We start from the raw sequence: 19,903 nt of genomic DNA on the forward strand, positions 1-19,903 counted from the left end.
CCGCGACGAGGAAGGAGCGCGGACATGTTGACGTCCTCGCAGATCCCCACAGGTACCGGGGAGGCGACCGACCCGTCGGTGCAGCCCGCCACCCGCATGGTGTGGCGGCCCACCACCCTGCCGCCGCTCACCGGGGACCCGTCCCGCCTGGCCGGGATGCGGGTCCTGGTGCTCGCCGCCGACGACGTGAGCGCCGAGGCGGTCGAACGCGAACTGACCGCGCACGGGGCACGGGTGCGCAGGCGCACGCCTGACACGCCCGCCCCGGCCCCGGGCGACGGCGCGGTGGACGCGATCGTCGACCTCACCCTGCACACGACCGCCGACGAGGACCTGGCGGACGTATGGCGCGAACCCCTCCTGCGGACCGTGGCCGCACTGCGCGAGAGTTACGACGACTGGGCCGCGGAGACCTCCGCACGACGGCTGTTCTACCTGGCCGTGACCTACCTCGGCGGCGGCATGGGACAGCACCCGGACGACGACCTGGCCCAGCCCCTGGGAGGCATCTGGGCGGGGCTGGCGAAGACCCTGCACCGGGAGTTCCCCAACTGCAACGCCCGGGTCGTCGACATCGCGCAGTCCGCCGTGGCGGACCTGCCCGGCCTTGTCGTGAGCGAGCTGGGCCGACCGGGCGAGCTCGAGGTCGGCCACCGCGACGGGCGCCGCCTCACCCTGTCTCCCGGCGCCCGCCCCGCCGGTCCGCCCACCGTACGGCTGGGCCCTGACGACTGTGTGCTGGTCTCGGGCGGCGGGCGCGGGATCGGCTGGGAGCTGGCCCGCACCCTCGCCGAGAAGCACGGCACCCGGATCCTGGTGACCGGCCGGGAGCCGTTCCCCTCCGAGGGAGAGCCCTGGTTCGGCGTGACCGAGGCGGAGCTGAAGGCGTACGAGAAGCAGGTGTGGTCGGACCGCCGGGGGCGTCCGCTGCCCGAGATCCGCCGCGAGATCGCCCGTACCCGCCGCCTGTGGGAACTCGCCGGCAACCTCACCGCCGCGCGGAAGCGCGGACTGCCCATCGAGTACGTCCCGTGCGACTTCACCGACCCGGAGCAGGTGCGCGCGTTGCTGCGGAGGGAGGGCGACGCGCTGACCGGCGTCGTGCACAACGCGGGCGTGGACCACGCGGCGAGGCTGCCGAAGAAGACGGACGACGACATCCTTCGCACGGTCGGCACGAAGATCGGCAGCTTCGTCCACCTCTTCGGGGAACTCGCCGGCCACCGGCTGAAGTTCTTCTGCAACGTCGGCTCGCTCACCGGCCGGCTGGGCGGCATGGTCGGCCAGCTGGAGTACGCCGCGGCGAACGAGGGCCTGGCCCGGCTGGGCCGTTGGGCCGAGCGGCGGGCGGACTACCCGGTGATGACGCTCGCCTGGCCGACCTGGGACCGCATCGGCCTCATCGCCAACTTCTCGGCGACGCGCCGCTACATGGCCCCGCTCGGCGTCTCGGACGGCCTCGCCAAGTGGCGGGACGAGCTGCTGGCGGGCTCCTGCGGTGAGGTCACCTTCGTCGGACCGCTCGGCGACGCCATCGACCCCGGCCAGGCCACCGGCTACCCCGTCGTGCCCGACCTGCCCGGATACGCCGACGTCTACCCGAAGATCCACCACCTCGGCGAGGTCACCTCCTACGAGCCGCACGCCCGGCTGGTCTCACAGGTCCGCTTCGACCGGGAGACGACGCCGGTCCTGACGGACTTCCTGGTGGACGGCGCCGAGGCGGTCCCGGTGAGCCTGCTGCTGGAGAACGCGCTCAGGGGCGCGGAGTGGGTCGTGCCCCCGGACTTCCCGGAGTTGAGGATCGACTGCCTGGAGGACGTCGTCATCCCGCTGGACCTGCTCGGGCTCGACGGCACCGCGACGGTCCTGGAACGCGAGATCCGGGGCGCCCAGGACGGACGTACCTGGACGGTCGAGGCGCGCTTCCGCCGCCCCGGCGGCATGAGCGCTCCGGCCCCGGAGGCGAGGGCACGCATCGTCTACGCCCCGGGGGGCACGCGCCCGCCTGCCCCTCCCCGCAGCGGCGTCACCCCGACGACGACCTGGCGCTCCGGGCCCGAGCGCCTGCGCTGGCGTTCGTCGGTGGTGCCTCGCGCGCGGTGGACCCGTACCGAGGACCGCCGCTGGGCGGGCGAGGTACGCCCCTGCGCGCCGGGCGACCTGTGGGCGACACCGGCCGTCCCGCGCACCGGCCTGCCCGTGTCCGCGCTGGAGAACGTGGTGCGGCTGTGCACGCGGCAAGGGGCGGGTCTCTCGGTCGCCGTCGACCCGCTGACCGTCGGACGCGTCACGCTGCACGCCGCGGAGGACGGCAATTCCCTCATCGAAGGGGATCCCGTGCTCGGCATATGGAAAGTGAACAGCGCGTCCTCCGGTGCCCGCGTCATGACGCTGACGGGTTTCGAGGGCCCGATCGCAGCCCACTGACACTGATTTCCCCATGAGAGGAGCCAAGAAATGTCGAACACCCTGAGGAACAAGGCCGTTCTGGAGCGCTACTACGAGGAGTGCCTCAACAAGGGAAACCTGGACGTCATCTACGAGGGCGCCGCTTCCGACCACATCAGTCACGGAACGGCCCCGAACAGCGAGGAGGGTGTGGAGCACCTCAAGGAATGGGTGCGGATCCAGCGGGCCTCCTTCCCCGACCTGCACGTGACGGTGGACGACTGGATCCTGGAGGGCGACAAGGTCGTCAGCCGGTTCACCGCGCGGGGAACCCACACCGGGGAGCCGTACGAGGGAATTCCGGCCGTGGGCCGGGAGTTCGCCGTTCCCGGAATCGTCATCGACGAGTTCCGGGACGGGGTGATCGTGGAGAGCTGGTTCTCCCTGGACGCGTTCGACCTCGCCAAGCAGCTGGGCGCCTTCGGCTGACCACACGCCGGCACCGGCACCCGCGCGGGTGCCGGTGCCGGTCGCGGGGCCTAGCGCTTGTCCGTGATGGGCTCGGCGTGGGCTTCGGTGTTGCCGGAGGCGGCGATCCGGTCCAGCGCCCGCTGGAGGACGACGGTGTCCTCCAGGGTGTGGATCTCGGTGATGCGCCCCCACTTGAGATACATGAACTGGGTCATGACGTTGTCGTAGCGGGTGCCGTCGGGCAGTGGTCCGCCGATCTGTACCCGGGTGGCCACCTTGGTCAGCCAGGGGCCACCGGAAATGACGATCTCCTGCGGTTCGAATTCGGCATCGGGAATGAGACGGAAAACCCGCTCCCACCACAGGCTCATGGATTCGATTGTATTCCGCTCGCCGGAGAGCGCGTGCTCACCGTAGAAGACGTAAGTGAATTCGGGTGCGAGAGTGTCCACCATGGACTGCCAGTTTCCGGAGTTGATGTCGGAGAATGCTTTGCGCAGCTTCGCGGCCACGATCCGGTGATACATGCACGGTCGCCTTTCCGGAAACCCCCGCCCCAAACCGTCCGATTCGGCCAAGAGAAAAGGGACATCTTGAACACCCGACCCGACCCCGTACTGATCACCGGCTGTTCATCCGGTATAGGACGGGCCTGCGCCCGACGGATGCACCGAGCCGGAATGCTCGTGTACGCCACCGCGCGCAGGCCGGAAACGCTCGCCGAGCTGGCCGCCGAAGGCATCCGCACCCTGCGGCTGGACGTCACCGACGAGGACAGCATGCGCGTGGCCGTCGACGCCGTCGAAGCGGACCACGGATCGGTCGGCACCCTGGTGAACAGTGCCGGATTCGCGGCCTCCGGTGTCGTCGAGGAGATCGGACTCGCAAAGATGCGGCGGCAGTTCGAGACCAACGTCTTCGGCCTGGCCCGCCTGAGCCAGCTGGTGCTGCCCGGCATGCGGGCCGCCGGCACCGGGACCGTCATCAACATCTCCTCGATCTTCGGCCGGTACGCGGTCCCCGGCGGGGGCTTCTACCAGGCGTCCAAGCACGCCGTCGAGGCGCTCAGCGACGCGCTCCGTCTGGAGACGGCCGATTTCGGCGTCAAGGTCGTACTCATCGAGCCCGGCCCGGTGCGCACCACCAACTTCGGCGCGACGTACGTGGACAACCTGCCGTCGGTCAGCGAGGTCTACGACGAGTTCCGCGAGCGCACCGCCGAGTACTTCGAAGCGATCTACACCGGCAGCCGCCGCACCCTGGCGGGCACCTTCACCGTGCAGGCCGACGACGTGGCCCGCGTCGTGGAACGCGCTGCCCGCAAACGCCGCCCCCGCGCCCGTTACACCGTCGGGTTCCTCGCTCGCAGCACCCTCGCACTGCGGCGGCTGGCACCGGACGCGGTCTTCGACCACCTCTTCGTGCGGCGCGCGTTCCCGGTGCCGCGCCGGACCGCCGGGCGGCCCGTCCCGGCCGGTGCGACGTCCGCGGGCCGGCGGACCGCACCTCTCACCCGCACCTCCTCCCCAGGGAAGGACCCCCGATGACCACCACCACAGCAGCACCGGCCACGCGCACCGCCCCCGGCCCCAAGGGCGCTCCTCTCCTCGGCAGTCTCGGTCCCTGGCGCCGCAACACCGCCGACTTCCTGCTCGGCCTCCAGCGCGACCACGGAGAGATGGTCCGTATGCGGCTCGGGCCGTTCACCGTCCATCAGGTCACCCACCCCGACGCGGTGCGCAGGGTCTTGGTGGAGAACAACGCCAACTACGTCCGCGGGCCGCTGTACGAGCAGTTCGGTGTGGTGATGGGCAAGGGCCTGCTCACCACGGACGGCGAGTTCTGGCGCGGGCACCGCCGGGCGGTGCAGCCGGTGTTCCTCAAGAACGCGGTCACCGACATCGTCCCCAACATCGTCGAGGCGACCGGGGAGATGCTGGACGAGTGGGAGGCCAGGACCGCGCGGGACGAGCCCGTGGACCTGATGACCGAGATGCTGCGGCTCACCCTGGTCACGCTCAGCCGCTCGCTGTTCGCCTACGACATCAAGCCCTCCTCCCGCGTACTGAAGCGGATCGTGGACGACGTGGTGGAGGTGATGTTCCGGCGGGGCACGCCGTCGGAGATGCTCCCGTCCTGGCTGCCCACCGCCCGCAACCGCAAGATCGCCCACATCCACCAGGTCTTCGACAAGGTGGTCCGGGATGTCCGCGAGAGCTACGCGCGCACCGGTGAGGGTCCGCTGATCGCCCTCATGGAACAGGCCACGGACCCGGTCACCGGCGAGCCGTGGACCGACCGGCAACTGCGGGACGAACTGCTCACCATCTACCTTGCCGGCCACGAGACCACGGCCGTCTCCCTGTGCTGGACACTGCTGTCGATCGCCAACCATCCGCACGTGCAGGACGAGCTGGACGAGGAGATCGGTCGTGTTCTCGGCGGCGGCACCCCTGACGCCGAAACGGCGGCCGACCTGACGTACACGCGGATGGTGGTGGACGAGAGCCTGCGGATGTACCCGCCCATCTGGATCTTCCCGCGCGCCGCCGTCGGCCCCGACACCCTCGGCGGCTACGACATCGAGGCCGGCTCGTCCATCCTGCTCTCGCCCCTGGCCTCGCACCACAACCCGCGCCACTGGGACAACCCACTGGCCTTCGATCCGTACCGCTTCACCCCCGAGGCCGTACGGGAGCGCCCGCGCATGGCGTACTTCCCGTTCGGAGCGGGCCCGAGGCAGTGCGTCGGCAACTCCATGGCCCTGCTCGAACTGCGGATCATCGTGGCGATGATCAACCAGCGGTTCCGCATCAACCTCATCCCGGGCGACGCGCTCCGCTACGGCTCTCCCGTCATCTCCCTGCGGCCCCTGCGCGACGTGATGGTGCGGCTGCGCCCGCGCGAGAACCGGACGCCGCCCGTGCCGGCGCCGACCATCGCCGGGGCGGCGGGGCGGGCGGAGTCCGCGTGCCCCTACAGCGCGGGAGGCGCGTAGACCCGGCAGCGGTCGCAAGCGCGGGAGGCGCGTAGACCCGGCAGCGGTCGCAAGCGCGGGAGGCGCGTAGACCCGGCAGCGGTCGCAAGCGCGGGGCGGCCGTCGCGCACCGCGCGGGCTGGTGCCGCGGGGAGCGAAGAGCGGGCCGGGGGTCCACCCCGCCCGGGTGTCTCCTCCCGCGACCCTCACCGCGTCAGGCAACGTTCGCCCCGTCGCGACGCCCGGCACGCTCCCCCACTGCCTCAAGGGCGGGGGCGCGGGAGGTGCCCGCACTCGCCGCACCGGCCGAAGGCGATCCTGGGCATCGCGTGGTTCACCACCCACCGCACCGAACGGCCCCGGCGGCGACCGCACCGGGGATGGCACCGGCGTGACCTCGCGGGGCGGGGCCGTCGGCGTCACCCGTAAGACGGTGATCGGCGGCGGCGCCGCGGGCCTGAACGGCACGCTGATGCCGGCCCGCTCCCGCCGCTCGCCGTCACCCGTGAGACGGCGTCAGGACGACCGCCGCGGCACCAGTTCCGTCGCCAGTACCACCTTGCGCCGCTCCAGTTCACGGGTGACCGCCGGGCGGCGGTCCGCGATCTCCGTGAGCAGCAGGTCGATCATCCGGCGGCCCATCTCCTCGATGGGCTGGCGGACGCTGGTCAGGGGCGGGTCCATGTGGCGGGCGATGGCGGAGTCGTCGTAGCCGACGAGGGCGACGTCGTCGGGGATGCGGCGGCCCTCCTCGCGCAGGACCTGGCCGGCGCCGGCCGCCATCACGTCCGAGCCGGCGAAGACCGCGTCCAGGTCGGGGCGGCGGGCCAGCAACCTGGTCATCGCCCGTCGGCCGCCCTCCTCGGTGAAGTCACCCGTCTCGATCAGCCGCTCGTCCACCTTGTGCCCCGCGTCGAGCAGGGCGTCGCGGTAGCCGTCGACGCGGCGCTGGGCGCCGTACACGTCGAGGCGGCCGGTGATGTGGGCGACCGCCCGGCTGCCGCGGGCCAGCAGGTGCTCGACCGCCGAGCGGGCGCCGCCGTAGTTGTCCGAGTCGACGGAGGGGAGCGTCTCCGCGGCCGAGCGCGGGCCGCTGATGACGGCCGGGATCTCCAGCTGGGAGAGCATGTCGGGCAGGGGGTCGTCGGCGTGCACGGAGACCAGCAGGACGCCGTCGACCCGGTGGGCCGCCAGGTACTGGGCCAGTCTCTGCCTCTCACGGTCGCTGCCCGCGAAGATCAGCAGTAATTGCATCTCGGTGTCGGCAAGCTCCGCGCCGACACCCCGCAACATGTCGGAGAAGTACGGTTCCGCGAAGAAGCGGGTCTCCGGCTCGGGGACGACCAGGGCGATCGCGTCCGTGCGGTTTGCCGCCAGGGCGCGCGCGGCCGTGTTGGGCACATAGCCGAGCTCCGCGACCGCGGCCTCCACCGCCGCGCGCGTCGCGTCGCTGACCCGGGGCGAACCGTTGATCACCCGGGACACCGTGCCGCGGCCGACGCCGGCGCGTGCGGCGACCTCTTCCAGGGTCGGCCGTCGCCCGCCCCGGCTTCGTCCACCGTTGACCGGCATAGTCGCCGCCTTCCGTTTGCAGCCTTCAGGCCAGGAATGTAACAGCCGGGGGCCCGGCCGCCCCCGACCGCATCGTCCCTCGTCGACCGGGGTTCTCCCACCGAGTCGCCGTAAGGACGCACGGGGGCGCCGCCGGTGTCGGGGCGGCGCCCCTCAGCGCGGGCGGTCGGGCTTCACTCCTGCTCGCCGGCGGTCGGCAGCTCGTTCCTGCGGATCACCTCGGCGTACCAGCGGGCGCTCGCCTTGGGAATGCGGCGCTGGGTGGAGTAGTCCACGTAGACGGCACCGAAGCGCTTCGAGTAGCCGTAGCCCCATTCGAAGTTGTCCAGCAGGGACCACAGGAAGTAGCCGCGCACGTCCGCCCCGTCGGCGACGGCCCGTCGAACGGCGTCCAGGTGGGAGCGCAGGTAGGCGATCCGCTGCGGGTCGTTCACCTGGCCTTCGGGAGAGATGTAGTCGTCGAAGGCGGCGCCGTTCTCGGTGACCATCAGCGGCAGCCCCGGGTGCGACGCGGCCAGGGCGGTCAACAGGGTGTGCAGCCCATTGGGGTCGATGGCCCAGTTCATCGCGGTGAGGTCGTCGTTGGCGAGATGGAAGTCGACGTGCTCCGAGCCGGTCCACGGAGAGTGGTCGCTCGCACCGTGCCCGTCGTTCTTGGTGGTGCCGGCGCCGGCACCACCGTCGGCCATGGAGACCACGGTCGGCGCGTAGTAGTTGACGCCGAGCACGTCGATGGGGCGGGAGATCTCGGCCAGGTCGCCGTCGTGCACGAGCTCTGCCCAGTCGACGATGCGGGCGGTGTCGGCGAGCAGGTCTTCGGGGTAGGCGCCGTCCAGGACGGGGCCCGTGAAGATCCTGTTGCCGACCGCGTCGATGCGGCGTGCGGCCTCGGCGTCCTCGGGGCTGCCGGTGAGCGGACGCACCTCGTGCAGATTGAAGGTGATGGAGGTCTGCGCGGACGCCGGCAGGTTCGCGCGCAGCACCCCGATCGCCTGGCCGTGAGCCAGGTTGAGGTGGTGAGCGGCGCGCAGGGTGGCGGCCGGGTCGGTACGCCCGGGAGCGTGCACGCCGGAGCCGTAGCCCAGGAACGCCGAGCACCAGGGTTCGTTGAGGGTGGTCCACTGGCCGACCCGGTCCCCGAGGGCCCGGGCCATGATCTCGGTGTAATCGGCGAAGCGGCGCGCGGTGTCGCGGTGCGGCCAGCCGCCCGCGTCCTCCAGTTCCTGGGGCAGATCCCAGTGGTAGAGGGTGACGACGGGGGTGATGCCCGCCTCCAGGAGCTCGTCGGTGAGCCGGCGGTAGAAATCGAGGCCCCGCTCGACAGCGGGCCCGCGGCCGGTGGGCTGCACGCGGGACCAGGAGATGGAGAAGCGATAGGCCTTGAGGCCGAGCTCCTTCATCAGCGCCACATCGCCGCGGTACCGGTGGTAGTGGTCGGCAGCGATGTCACCGGTGTCGCCGTTGCGGACCTTCCCGGGGGTGTGGCTGAACGTGTCCCAGATGGAGGGGGTTCGGCCGTCCTCCGCGGCGGCACCCTCGACCTGGTACGCGGCGGTGGCGGCACCCCAGATGAAGCCGGGCGGGAAGGAGAGGTCTGCGGCCGACTGGGCCATGGTCTCGGGTCGAACGGCGGTCATGGTGAGAACGCTCCCAAAGTGGCTGAGGAAGGGCCGGACGGTGATCCGGGCGGGGGGAAGCGGACGGGGCACGGCGGTGGGCGCCCGGCCGGGTACGGCCCACGTGGGGCGGGCCGTACGGAACGGCGAACGGGGCGGGTGCGCGGCACTGTCGGACCGGCACCCTGGCGGCGGCCTGGCGTCAGCCCTTGACGGCGCCCGCCATGATGCCGCCGACGATCTGCTTGCCGAAGATCACGAAGACCAGCAGCAGCGGCAGGGTGCTGATCAGCGCTCCGGCCATGACGATGCTCTGGTCGGGGGTGTAGGAGGCGCTGAGCTGACCGAGTGCCACCTGGAGGGTGGGGTTCTCCTGGTTCAGGGCGAGGAAGGGCCAGAAGAAGTCGTTCCACGCCTGCACGAAGGTGAGCATGCCGAGCACCATCATCGCGGGGCGGGCCGCGGGCAGGACCACGTTCCACACGATGCGGATGTTGCTCGCCCCATCCACCTTGGCCGCCTCGATGAGCTCGTAGGGCAGAGCCTCCAGCAGGTACTGGCGCATGAAGAAGACACCGAACGCGCCGACGAGGGTCGGGAAGATCACCGACTCCAGTTTTCCGCCCCAGCCGATGTCCGACATCATCATGAACAGCGGGACGACACTGAGCTGCGGCGGGATCGTCAGGGTGGCGATGACCGCGGTCATCAGGGCGCCGCGGCCGCGGAAGCGCATCTTGGCGAAGGCGTAACCGGCGAGGGTGCAGAAGAACAGCGTGGCCACGGTGATGCAGCCGGCCACCACGACGCTGTTGACGATCGCCTTCCCCAGGTGGGCCTGTTCCCAGGCGGCCTGGAGGTTGCTCCACAGCCGGCCTCCCGGCAGGAGCGGCGGGGGGCTGTCCAGGACCCGCTGCTGGTCGTGCGAGGCGGCCACCAGCGTCCAGTACAGCGGGAAGATGGAGCCCAGGCCGACGACGATCAGAGCGACATAGGTGAACGGGCCGCCCTTGAGCTGCTGGCCGGCGCCGAGCTTGAAACGGCCGCCGCGCTTGCCCGCGGAGGCGGCCGGCGGTGCCGGGACGAAGTCCGGTGCGGTCTTGATGGGACTGGTCGTGGTCATCGATATCGCTCCCGTCAGGCCGCGGCGCTCTTGCGCACGAGCCGGCCGACGATCCAGTTGATCAGGGCGATGAGCAGCAGCAGGACGAGCATGGCCCAGGCCACGGCCGCGGCCGGCCCCAGATGTCCCAGCTTCCAGCCGTAGTTGAAGAGATAGATGCTGAGAGTCTCGTACTGGTGCTCGCTGCCTCCGACGGAGCCGAGCGTGCCGCCCTCCAGCAGCAGCGGCTCACCGAACAGCTGCATGGAACCGATGGTCGAGATGACGATGGTGAACAGGATCGTCGGCCGCAGCGAGGGAATGGTCACCTTGCGGAACTGCTGCCAGCGCGTCGCTCCGTCGATCGAGGCCGCTTCGTACAGGTCGGTGGGCACGGCCTGCATGGCCGCCAGATAGATCAGGGCGTTGTAGCCGGTCCAGCGCCAGATCACGATGACCGAGATGGCGATCTTGGACGTCCACTCGCCGTTGGCCCAGTCGGTGTCGCCGAGGCCGACGAAGTGCAGCACCCAGTTGAGCAGGCCGCCGTCGGCCCGGAAGACCAGGGCGAAGACCAGGGCCGCGGTCGCCACGGAGGTGGCGTACGGGGTGAGGATCACCGTCCGCCAGAACGTGCTGGCGCGCAGCTTGTAGTTGAGCAGGTGGGCCAGGCCCAGGGCCACGATCAGCTGCGGGACGGTCGAGATGACGCCGATGACGAAGGTGTTGGTGACGGCCGTCCAGAACTCGGAGTCCTGGAGGATCCTGGTGAAGTTGTCGAAGCCGACCCACTCGGACTGGTTCAGGCTCGTCATCTCCACCCGGTGCAGGGCGATCCAGCCCGTGTACAGGAGCGGGTAGAGCCCGAAGGCGCCGAAGACGAGGAAGAAGGGAGCGATGTACGCGTACGGTGACGCCTTGTCGTCGAAGCGCCACAGCCGGGTACGCCACTTGCTGTGTCCGTTCGACGCGGCGCCGGAGCCGCCGGTTGGCGGGGTGTGGGCACCCCGTGTGGGGACTGTCGTTGCCACGGAGGGAGTCCTTCCCTGGGGATCTCGGCCGGGTACGGGCGGGAGGCGAGGTTACGGGCCGGGCGCCGGCCCCGCCGCTCCCTGTGCGGATCGGTACGGGAGCGAGCGGCCCGCGCCGCGGACCGAAGCCCGTGTGGGGCAGGGTCGGCCCGGCGGGTGCGGCCGCCGGGCGGCGGGTGCCGCGACACCAGGTGCTGCCGCGGCGGGCGACGTGGGGCTTCCTGCTCGAACGGAGCCGAGCACTCGGCCCAGGTCACGTCGTCGGGCTCCGGTCACCCGCCGCCGGTCGGCTCCGCGACGTCCGGTGAGTGTCTGCCGGACGCCGCGAAGCAGACCGGCGTCTGACGACCGGTCCGCTCGCGCCTGCGGCAGGAGCCGCCCCACGGCCCCGCGCGCCACAGCGCGGTGCGGGCAGCGGGGCCGCCCGCACCGGCGCGTGTCAGCCGATCGCCTTGTCGATCGTCTCGGTCGCCGCGTCCCACGCCTTGTCGGGCTTGGTGCCCCGCTGCTCCATGTTGTTGATCTGCGTGGAGATCGTGTCCTTGATCGCTGCGTCCTTCGGGCCGAGTACGGCCTCGGGGATGGCCGCGGCCTCGTCGGCGTAGATCTGGCCGATCGGGGCGTTGTTGAAGTACGGAAGCTTCGCGTTCTTCACATCGGCGAGCTCGTAAGCACCCTTGTTCGACGGGAAGATACCGACCGCCTTGAACACGGCGGCCTGCTGCTCGGGGGAGGTCAGCCACTTGACCAGGTCGGTGGCCTCCTTGACGTGCTTGCCGCTCTTGGGGACGGCCAGGAAGGAGCCGCCCCAGTTGGCCGCGGTCGTACCGGGCGCACGGGCGATGTCCCACTTGCCCTTGTAGGAGTCACCGGAGTAGGTGGAGATCTGGGCGGCCATCCAGGCGGGGCACACCACGGTGGCGATGGTGCCCTTGCGCAGCGCCGCCTGCCAGGGGGGCTGGAACTGGGCCAGGCCCTTGGTCAGCTTCTTCGACGCGGCCTCGGCGGCCAGGTTCCAGCCCTGCTGCACGGCGGGGCTGTCCTTGTAGATCGCCTTGCCGTCGGCGTCGTAGTACTGCTTCGCGTTGGAGCTGACGACCGCGTTGTACATGGCGCTCGCGGAGTCCATGAAGTAGGTACCGGAGGGAGCCTTCTTCTTGTACTGCTCACCGAGCTTGAGGTAGTCCTCCCAGCCGCCGGTGATCGCCTTGGCGACGGCTTCGCGGTCGCTGGGCAGGCCCGCCTTGTCGAAGAGGTCCCTGCGATAGCACAGCGACATCGGGCCGATGTCGGTGCCGGCGCCTATGACCGTTCCGTCCTTGGCCGTGGCCTGCTTCTCCTTCCAGGAAAGCCAGTCGTCCACGTTGATCGACTTGCTCAGGTCGGCGAACTTGGCCGCCTGGGTGTCGACGACCTCCTTGACGCGACCGACCTCGATGCCGGTGACGTCCGCCAGGCCGCTGCCCGTATTCAGCTGCTGAAGAAGCTTCGGGTAGTAGTCCTGCTCGTTGGCGGTGGTCTCTTCTTTCACCGTGATCTTCGGGTGCAGCTCGTGGTACTTGGCGAACAGGCCGGCTTCCTTGTAACCGAACTGTCCGTAGTCGGCCACCGTGAGAGTGATGTTCCCGTTGGAGTCCGAGGTGTTCGAGGAGCCGTCGTCGCTGCAGCCGGTCAGCAGCAGGGCCGAGGCCGTCAGGACCGTTGTGGTCAGGACCGCTGCATGGCGGCCGCGACCACCGCCGGTACGGGTGATGCGCATTCCACTACTCCTTGTTCCAGTGGGAACGGGATCTCAGGAATCGGACCGTCGGGGTTCGACGCTCCCGACCTGCCCTCTCGGTTCCAGCAGCGGACAGCTCACAGCACTCGACGTGCGGTGAAAAAGTGCTGGTCAACGCATGTGCCATGTGAGACAGAGGGAAGGACCTTGGTAGTTCGGTCCACACGGGAGCAAGCCCCCGACACTCCGTGGGACCGCTCCCACGCGGCATGCCGGAAGACTCCTTGCTGCCGGGCCGAGTGTCAAGACTTGAAGACGGCGTTGTTGCGCAAGCGTGTTCCGGGCGTCACGTCAATGTGTCGCACGGCGACGCGTCGCCGGCCGGACATCAGTCGGCCTCCCGCAGGATTCACGCAGATCACCGGCGAGGCGCTCCCGGGGTCACGGCGCCCGCGCCACCCGCCGGTGTCGTCGCGGGAATTTCCGCGCCGGGCGGAGGCGGGCCGCCCGCCGAACTCCGGAAGGTGAACGATGAGCGCCGCCGGACAGCTGCCCGCTGTCCCGGAGGTCCGTCGTCGGAGGGGGTCATGGGCGCAGCCTGGACCGAAGCGAACGAACTGAGGAGGAGCCCCCTCATCGACCTTCCTCGCCCCTCCTCGACCCCCTCGCCCTTCCTCGCCCTGCTTTGGTGGCCCCCCTTGATCTTCTCTCAGCACCCTGTTGCCGTGGGAGCGCTCCCATGCATAATGGTGCCCCCGACTCACGAGAGCGATTCCATGCCCGACCTCAAGCGCGTGACTTTTCCTCCAGGCTTCCTCTGGGGCGCCGCGACCTCCGCGTACCAGATCGAGGGGGCGGTGCGCGAGGACGGCCGTGCGCCGTCCATCTGGGACACCTTCAGCCACACGCCGGGCAAGACGGCCGGCGGCGATACCGGTGACATCGCTGTCGACCACTACCACCGCTACCGCGACGACGTGGCGCTGATGGCGGACCTGGGCCTGAGCGCGTACCGCTTCTCCATCTCGTGGCCGCGGGTACAGCCGGCGGGCCGGGGGCCGGCCGTCCAGAAGGGCCTGGACTTCTACCGCAGGCTGGTCGACGAGTTGCTCGCGCACGGCATCAAGCCGGCCATCACGCTCTACCACTGGGACCTGCCGCAGGCGCTGGAGGACGCGGGCGGCTGGCCGGAGCGCGACACGGCGTACCGTTTCGCGGAGTACGCGCAGATCGTCGGCGAGGCGCTCGGCGACCGGGTGGAGCAGTGGATCACGCTCAACGAGCCGTGGTGCAGCGCGTTCCTGGGCTACGGCTCCGGCGTGCACGCCCCCGGCCGTACGGACGCGGCGGCGTCCCTGAAGGCCGCGCACCACCTGAACCTGGCGCACGGTCTGGGTACGACGGCCCTGCGCGCGGGGATGCCGGCCGGCAACTCGGTGGCGGTCAGCCTCAACTCCTCGGTGGTGCGGCCCCTTTCGCGGGAGTCGTCGGACCTGGCGGCGGTCCAGAAGATCGACGACCTGGCCAACGGGGTCTTCCACGGCCCGATGCTGCACGGGGCGTACCCGGAGACGCTGTACGCCGCGACGGAGAGGATCACGGACTGGTCGTACGTCCAGGACGGCGACCTGGCCGCCATCCACCAGCCGTTGGACGCGCTGCACCTCAACTACTACACGCCGGCCCTGGTGTCGGCGGCGGACCCGCACGCCGACGCCCCGCGCGCCGACGGTCACGGCGCCAGCTCCTTCTCCCCCTGGCCGGGCGCGGACGACGTCGCCTTCCACCAGACACCGGGCGAGCGCACGGAGATGGGCTGGACGATCGACCCGACCGGCCTGCACGACCTGATCATGCGCTACAGCCGCGAGGCCCCGGGTCTCCCCCTGTACATCACGGAGAACGGCGCGGCCTACGACGACAAGCCGGACCCCGACGGCCGCGTGCACGATCCGGAGCGGATCGCCTACCTCCACGGCCACCTCTCGGCGGTCCGCCGTGCGATCGCGGACGGCGCGGACGTCCGTGGCTACTTCCTGTGGTCCCTGATGGACAACTTCGAGTGGGCCTACGGCTACGGCAAGCGCTTCGGCGCGGTCTACGTCGACTACGCCACCCTGACCCGCACCCGGAAGTCGAGCGCCCACTGGTACGCCCAGGCCGCCCGCACGGGCACCCTCCCGCCGGTCACCGAGGCCGACCTGCCGCCACTGGCGGCAACGGACTGACATCTGGGGGAGCGGGGGGACGGGGCGCGGCATCCGGCGGGGGTGCCGCGCCCCGAGTGGTGCGGCTGGGGGGCCTGGCGGGACCCTTCAGAGACAGGAGCGCGCCAGCGCCGACCACGGCCGCGGCGAGGGCCCCGCCCATCGCCTTGTTCCTGCCACTGACCTCGCGTCGACGCGTGCTCATGCGCGTACCTGCCTTCGCTGCTCACGGGGTTTCCCGGGGTCCCGGGGGTTTCCCGGGGCTTCCGGGCGTTCCCCGGGGTGGGGTGCGGCAGCACGCCGGCGATCCGGAATCGGGCAAACGGCCTGTCGGGTTGGGCGTTGAGGATCGCAGGGCGCCCTTAAGGAAGGGATCGGGACCGGTTGAAGGCAGTGACCGATCGGCCGGGCCGACGGCGTCGTACCGAGCCTCGATGCCCCCGTCTCGGCGGCGCCCCCTCCCGCCCGTCCAGCTGGATCCAGATCCGCACCTCCGTCCCGCCGAGCACGGACGAGCCGATGCGTACGTCGCCGCCCGTCGACTCCGCGAGCCGGCGCACGATGTCCAGCCCGAGCCCGGTCGAGCCCTCGCTTCCCGAACCCCGGCCGCGCGCCATCGCCGCCTCCGGGTCGGGTATACCGGGCCCCGCGTCGGAGACGAGCACGATCACCGCGTCCTCGCCATTGTGCAGGTCGACCGCGAAGGCGGCGCCCTCCGCGGTATGCCGGAACACGTTGCCGAGCAGGGCGTCGAGGGCGGCGGCCAGGTCCGCGCGGGCCACGGGTATGCGCACCGGCCGGTCCGCCCCGGCCATCCGCCACTTACGGCCCTCGTCCTCCGCCAGCGCCGACCAGAACGCCATCCGCTCCCGCACCACTTCGGCCGCGTCGCACCCGGCACCGGGTCCGGCGGCCGCGGTCTGCGGCTTGGCGTCCCGGGCGGTCCGGATGATCGCGTCCACCTCGCGCTCCAACTGGGCGACCGCGGCCCGGGTCTGCTCGGCGGCCGGCCCGTCCCCGAGCGAGGCCGCGTTCAGCCGCAGCACGGTCAGCGGGGTCCGCAGCCGGTGGGACAGATCGGCCGCCAACTCCCGCTCGTTCGCCAGCAACTGGACGACCTGGTCGGCCATGGAGTTGAACGCCACCGCCGCCAGCCGCAGTTCGCTCGGCCCCTCCTCCGGCACCCGTGCGCCCAGCTTCCCCTCCCCCAGTTCGTGCGCGCCCTCGGCCAGCCGCTGGGCCGGCCGCACCATCCGTACGCCCAGCCGGTCGGCGACCGCGACCGACCCGACGACCAGGGCGACCCCGACGCCCGCGAGCACCGCCCAGGCGGTGGCGACACCGTTGCTGACCTCGGACTCGGGGACGTACACCTCGACGACCGCTATCTCGCCGGAGCTCAGCGCGACCGGCTGGAGCAGGGTGGAACCGCCGGGCACCTCGGTGGTGGAGGCCCGGCCCAGCCTGCGTACGGTCGCGATGTCCGCGTCGGCGGCGCGCCGGCGCCCGAGGTCGACCGCCGCTGCGGATCCGGACGCCGGAATGTGCACGGCCATGCCCGCGTCCGAGCCCGCGGAGGCGACGACCCGCTCCAACTGGTCGCGGTCGGTGGTGATGGACAGGGCCGGGGCGACGGCCGCGGCCTCCCGTTCGGCGTTGGAGAAGGCGCGGTCCCGGGCCATCTCCCTGATGACGAGACCGAGCGGAATCGCGAAGGCGACCACGACCATGGTGGTGACCGCCAACGACACCTTGACCAGGGCCCATCTCATCGCGGTGCCTCCGCTCCCGGCGGCTCCAGCTTCACGCCGACTCCCCGCAGGGTGTGCAGATAGCGCGGGTTCGCCGCCGTCTCGCCGAGCTTGCGCCGCAGCCAGGACAGATGGACGTCGATGGTCTGGTCGTCGCCGTAGGACTGCTGCCACACCTCGGCGAGGAGTTCCTTGCGGGGGACGACGACTCCTGGCCGGCCGGCCAGGAAGGCCAGCAGGTCGAACTCGCGGCGGGTGAGGTCCAGCCTTACGCCGTCCAACTCGGCCTGCCGGCGCAGCGGATCGACGTTCAGGCCGCCGACGCGCAGCACGGTGCCCGAGGGCGCCTCCCCCCAGGCGGTGCGGGACCGTCGTAGGACGGCCGCCAGGCGGGCCGAGAGGTGGTCGACGGAGAACGGCTTGGTCAGGTAGTCGTCCGCGCCCGCGTTCAACAGGCGCACGATCTCCGTCTCGTCGTCCCGGGCGGTGGCGATGATCACGGGGACGTCGGTGATGCCGCGCAGCATCTTCAGGGCCTCGGAGCCGTCCAGATCGGGCAGCCCGAGGTCCAGGATGACCACGTCGAAACGGAAGTGGGCGACCTCGCGCAGCGCCTCCAGTGCCGTACCGACGCTGCGCACGGTGTGTGCGGCGTCGGTCAGGTGCCGGATGAGCGCCGAGCGTACGAACTGGTCGTCCTCGACCACGAGAACACTTGCCATGCGCCGCACCGTACGCCATGCGGCACAGGCCCTTCCGGCGCCTGTGGACAACTTCCCGGTTGTGGACAACCCCGGGAGGCCGGGGTACACGGGTGGGGCGGGTGAGGCAGGATGGCCCGCGATGCGCAGAGGATTCGTACACCTGCTTGCCTGGCTCCTCGCCACCGGCGCGGCGGTCACGCTGTCGTGGTGGGGCGTCCACACGGTGATGGCCGGCACGGCCTACGATCCGCCGCGCGCCCTGCCCGTCACGGCGGCGGGCGCGACCGCGCGGGAGTCGAAGCCGCCGGTGTCCTCGACGAGCCGGCCGACTCCTTCGCGGACGAACGGTCCGTCACCGAGCGGTCCGTCACCGAGCGGTCCGTCGGCGAGCAGTCCGTCCCCGGGCCCGAGCGGGACGCGGTCTGGCGAGTCGGCTTCCGCTCCCTCCAAAACCCCGGCCGCGAGCCCCTCCGCCACCACATCCGGCCAGGTCAAGAGCTACGACACCGACGGCGGGCGCGCGGTGTTCGACCTCGGGAAGACCTCCGCGACGCTCGTTTCGGCGACGCCGGGCACGGGCTGGTCGATGCAGGTGTGGAAGACGGAGTCGTGGATCCGGGTGGAGTTCGCCTCGGGCGTGGACCGGGTGTCGGTGTTCTGCACCTGGCACGACGGGCCGCCGCGGGTGGAGATCGGGACCTACTGAGCCACCGCACGACCCACTGGGCCGCCGGACCGCGGGGGCACCGGACCGCGGACGGCCGGGTCGGCCGATGACGGACGGCGGGGTCACCGGAAGACGGACGGCGGTGGTGCGGGCGACGCCACGGCCGCCGCGTCCGTCACCGGGACCGCCCCGCCCGTGAAGTCGGTGAGCTGCTTGCCGTGTTCGACGCGGGCCGGGTGCGGGTCCGAAGCGGCGCGGCGGGTGAGTTCGGCGAGCGGGAGCGGGTGGTCGCAGGCTACGAGGACCGCGTTGCCGAAGCGTTTGCCGCGCAGCACGGTCGGGTCGGCGACCAGTGCGAGTTCCCCGAAACGAGCCGCCGCGGTGGCGATCTGACCGCGCAGATGGGCCAGCGGCGGTCCGTCGGCGAGGTTCGCGGCGTAGCAGCCGCCGGGTTTCAGGGCCCGGCGGACATCGTCCAGGAATTCGGTGGAGGTGAGGTGGGCGGGGGTGCGGGCCCCGCTGAACACGTCGGCGATGACGAGGTCGGCCCAGCCGTCGGGCACCTTGGCGAGGCCCTCGCGGGCGTCGGCCGACCTGACCCGGATACGTGCGTTCGGCGCCAACGGCAGCTCTCGGCGGACCAGTTGGACCAGGGCCGTGTCCCGTTCGACGACCTGCTGGGTGGAGCGGGGGCGGGTGACGGCGACGTACCGGGCGAGGGTGAGCGCGCCGCCGCCGAGGTGCACGACGTGCACGGGCCGGCCGGGCGGTGCGATCAGGTCGACGACATGCCCGAGCCGCCGCTGGTACTCGAAGGACAGATACGCCGGATCGTCCAGGTCCACATGCGACTGCGGCGCTCCGTCGAGGAGCAACGTCCAGGCCCGTGCCCGGTCCCGGTCCGGTATGAGCTCGGCGAGCCCACCGTCGACGGCCTCGACGACGGCGCTCACGGCCGCGCTCTGGCGCCGGGGGTTCCTGGACTTTCCCATTGCGCCATTATCCGGTGCGGCGGAGGGGACGGCTCAGCGATCTCGCGCAGGGGTCATGGACGCTTGGCCGCCACCTCGGCTCGCGCCCAGGTCACCGGCGGTGGTCCGCCGCCTCGGCCCGCGCCCAAGTTCACCGGCGGTGGTCCGCCGCCTCGGCCCGCGCCCAGATCATCGACACCGGTCCACAGCCTCGGCTCGCGCCCAGATCATCGACACCGGTCCACAACCGAAGCCCACGCCGAGATCATCACACCGGTCCACGGCCTCAGCCCGCGTCAAGGTCACCGGCAGTTGTCCGCCACCTCGATCAAACGTGCCGCCTCCCCCAGTGCCGCTCGCAGCACCGCCGGATCCGTCGCGAGGTCCGCGTCCCCCGGCGGCAGCAGCCAGTCCGAGCCCTCGACCGGCGGCTCGGGGCTGAGTCTCAGGCCCTGCCCGTCTGTCTCCGTGCAGGTGCTTCCCGGCATGTCCCACGCCGCCGCGGTGCCCGGCGGGACCAGGAACCCCAGCGTGCCGCCGCCGTCGTCGTGCAGTACGGGCCCCACCGCGTCGCCCACCCCCCGGCGCAGGATGTCGACCGCCTCCAGCCCCTGTCGGGTCGGCACCGTCACGAGATCGCACGCGGTGTCCGGACAGGAAGGCGGCACGCCGGCCGCGGCCTGCGTACACGGATCGGTGCTCTGGCTGGTCTCCATCGCGGCC

General features: G+C 71.3%; 16 protein-coding genes. 6 read left to right on the top strand and 10 right to left on the bottom strand.

The window, feature by feature from the left end:
• The first annotated feature begins 24 nt into the window (after positions 1 to 24).
• A complete protein-coding gene (locus ACIBK3_RS24015; protein ID WP_399368538.1) occupies positions 25 to 2,430 on the top strand; it encodes a KR domain-containing protein in 2,406 nt (801 codons plus the stop codon).
• Between the two features lie 30 nt (positions 2,431 to 2,460).
• Entirely contained in the window at positions 2,461 to 2,880 is a 420-nt protein-coding gene (locus ACIBK3_RS24020; RefSeq protein WP_399368540.1) for an ester cyclase, read from the top strand.
• Positions 2,881 to 2,930: 50 nt separating this feature from the next.
• On the opposite strand, the gene ACIBK3_RS24025 is transcribed toward ACIBK3_RS24020, so the two are convergent.
• A complete protein-coding gene (locus ACIBK3_RS24025) occupies positions 2,931 to 3,389 on the bottom strand; it encodes a nuclear transport factor 2 family protein (protein WP_399368542.1) in 459 nt (152 codons plus the stop codon).
• A 66-nt stretch (positions 3,390 to 3,455) separates the two neighbouring features.
• Between ACIBK3_RS24025 and ACIBK3_RS24030 the strand changes: the two genes are divergently transcribed.
• Positions 3,456 to 4,409, top strand: coding sequence for an SDR family NAD(P)-dependent oxidoreductase (locus tag ACIBK3_RS24030; RefSeq protein WP_399368544.1), 954 nt, complete (start codon positions 3,456 to 3,458; stop codon positions 4,407 to 4,409).
• Positions 4,406 to 5,860 carry a cytochrome P450 gene (locus tag ACIBK3_RS24035; protein WP_399368546.1) on the top strand — a complete coding sequence of 485 codons (1,455 nt, stop codon included), beginning with the start codon at positions 4,406 to 4,408 and terminating at the stop codon, positions 5,858 to 5,860. Before ACIBK3_RS24030 ends, ACIBK3_RS24035 begins: the two co-directional genes overlap by 4 nt.
• A 495-nt stretch (positions 5,861 to 6,355) precedes the next feature.
• Here the strand turns inward: ACIBK3_RS24035 and ACIBK3_RS24040 are convergent, their stop codons facing one another.
• The 5 genes from ACIBK3_RS24040 to ACIBK3_RS24060 form a co-directional block, all read right to left on the bottom strand.
• Complete coding sequence (locus tag ACIBK3_RS24040; protein WP_399368548.1) at positions 6,356 to 7,411, bottom strand: LacI family DNA-binding transcriptional regulator; 1,056 nt, start codon at positions 7,409 to 7,411, stop codon at positions 6,356 to 6,358.
• Between the two features lie 173 nt (positions 7,412 to 7,584).
• Entirely contained in the window at positions 7,585 to 9,048 is a 1,464-nt protein-coding gene (locus ACIBK3_RS24045; RefSeq protein ID WP_399368550.1) for a GH1 family beta-glucosidase, read from the bottom strand.
• Positions 9,049 to 9,229: 181 nt separating this feature from the next.
• Complete coding sequence (locus ACIBK3_RS24050) at positions 9,230 to 10,150, bottom strand: carbohydrate ABC transporter permease (RefSeq protein WP_399368552.1); 921 nt, start codon at positions 10,148 to 10,150, stop codon at positions 9,230 to 9,232.
• A gap of 14 nt (positions 10,151 to 10,164) precedes the next feature.
• Positions 10,165 to 11,160, bottom strand: coding sequence for a carbohydrate ABC transporter permease (locus ACIBK3_RS24055; RefSeq protein ID WP_399368555.1), 996 nt, complete (start codon positions 11,158 to 11,160; stop codon positions 10,165 to 10,167).
• 439 nt (positions 11,161 to 11,599) lie between these two features.
• A complete protein-coding gene (locus ACIBK3_RS24060) occupies positions 11,600 to 12,919 on the bottom strand; it encodes an ABC transporter substrate-binding protein (RefSeq protein ID WP_399368557.1) in 1,320 nt (439 codons plus the stop codon).
• A 737-nt stretch (positions 12,920 to 13,656) separates the two neighbouring features.
• On the opposite strand from ACIBK3_RS24060, the gene ACIBK3_RS24065 reads away from it, so the two are divergent.
• Entirely contained in the window at positions 13,657 to 15,108 is a 1,452-nt protein-coding gene (locus ACIBK3_RS24065) for a GH1 family beta-glucosidase (RefSeq protein ID WP_399368559.1), read from the top strand.
• Between the two features lie 341 nt (positions 15,109 to 15,449).
• Here ACIBK3_RS24065 and ACIBK3_RS24070 read toward each other — a convergent pair whose 3' ends face one another.
• Together ACIBK3_RS24070 and ACIBK3_RS24075 are read right to left on the bottom strand one after the other, a co-directional pair.
• On the bottom strand, positions 15,450 to 16,859 hold the full coding sequence (locus ACIBK3_RS24070) for a sensor histidine kinase (protein WP_399368561.1): 1,410 nt from the start codon (positions 16,857 to 16,859) through the stop codon (positions 15,450 to 15,452).
• On the bottom strand, positions 16,856 to 17,560 hold the full coding sequence (locus ACIBK3_RS24075; protein WP_399368562.1) for a response regulator transcription factor: 705 nt from the start codon (positions 17,558 to 17,560) through the stop codon (positions 16,856 to 16,858). Before ACIBK3_RS24075 ends, ACIBK3_RS24070 begins: the two co-directional genes overlap by 4 nt.
• Before the next feature lie 121 nt (positions 17,561 to 17,681).
• On the opposite strand from ACIBK3_RS24075, the gene ACIBK3_RS24080 reads away from it, so the two are divergent.
• Entirely contained in the window at positions 17,682 to 18,248 is a 567-nt protein-coding gene (locus ACIBK3_RS24080; protein ID WP_399368564.1) for a hypothetical protein, read from the top strand.
• Positions 18,249 to 18,331: 83 nt separating this feature from the next.
• On the opposite strand, the gene ACIBK3_RS24085 is transcribed toward ACIBK3_RS24080, so the two are convergent.
• On the bottom strand, positions 18,332 to 19,201 hold the full coding sequence (locus ACIBK3_RS24085; protein WP_399368566.1) for a spermidine synthase: 870 nt from the start codon (positions 19,199 to 19,201) through the stop codon (positions 18,332 to 18,334).
• 281 nt (positions 19,202 to 19,482) lie between these two features.
• Complete coding sequence (locus ACIBK3_RS24090) at positions 19,483 to 19,896, bottom strand: hypothetical protein (protein ID WP_399368921.1); 414 nt, start codon at positions 19,894 to 19,896, stop codon at positions 19,483 to 19,485.
• Positions 19,897 to 19,903 lie beyond the last annotated feature (7 nt).

Origin of the sequence: Streptomyces sp. NPDC050287, assembly GCF_044459385.1 — a bacterium.
In the GTDB taxonomy this organism is placed as follows: Bacteria; Actinomycetota; Actinomycetes; order Streptomycetales; family Streptomycetaceae; genus Streptomyces.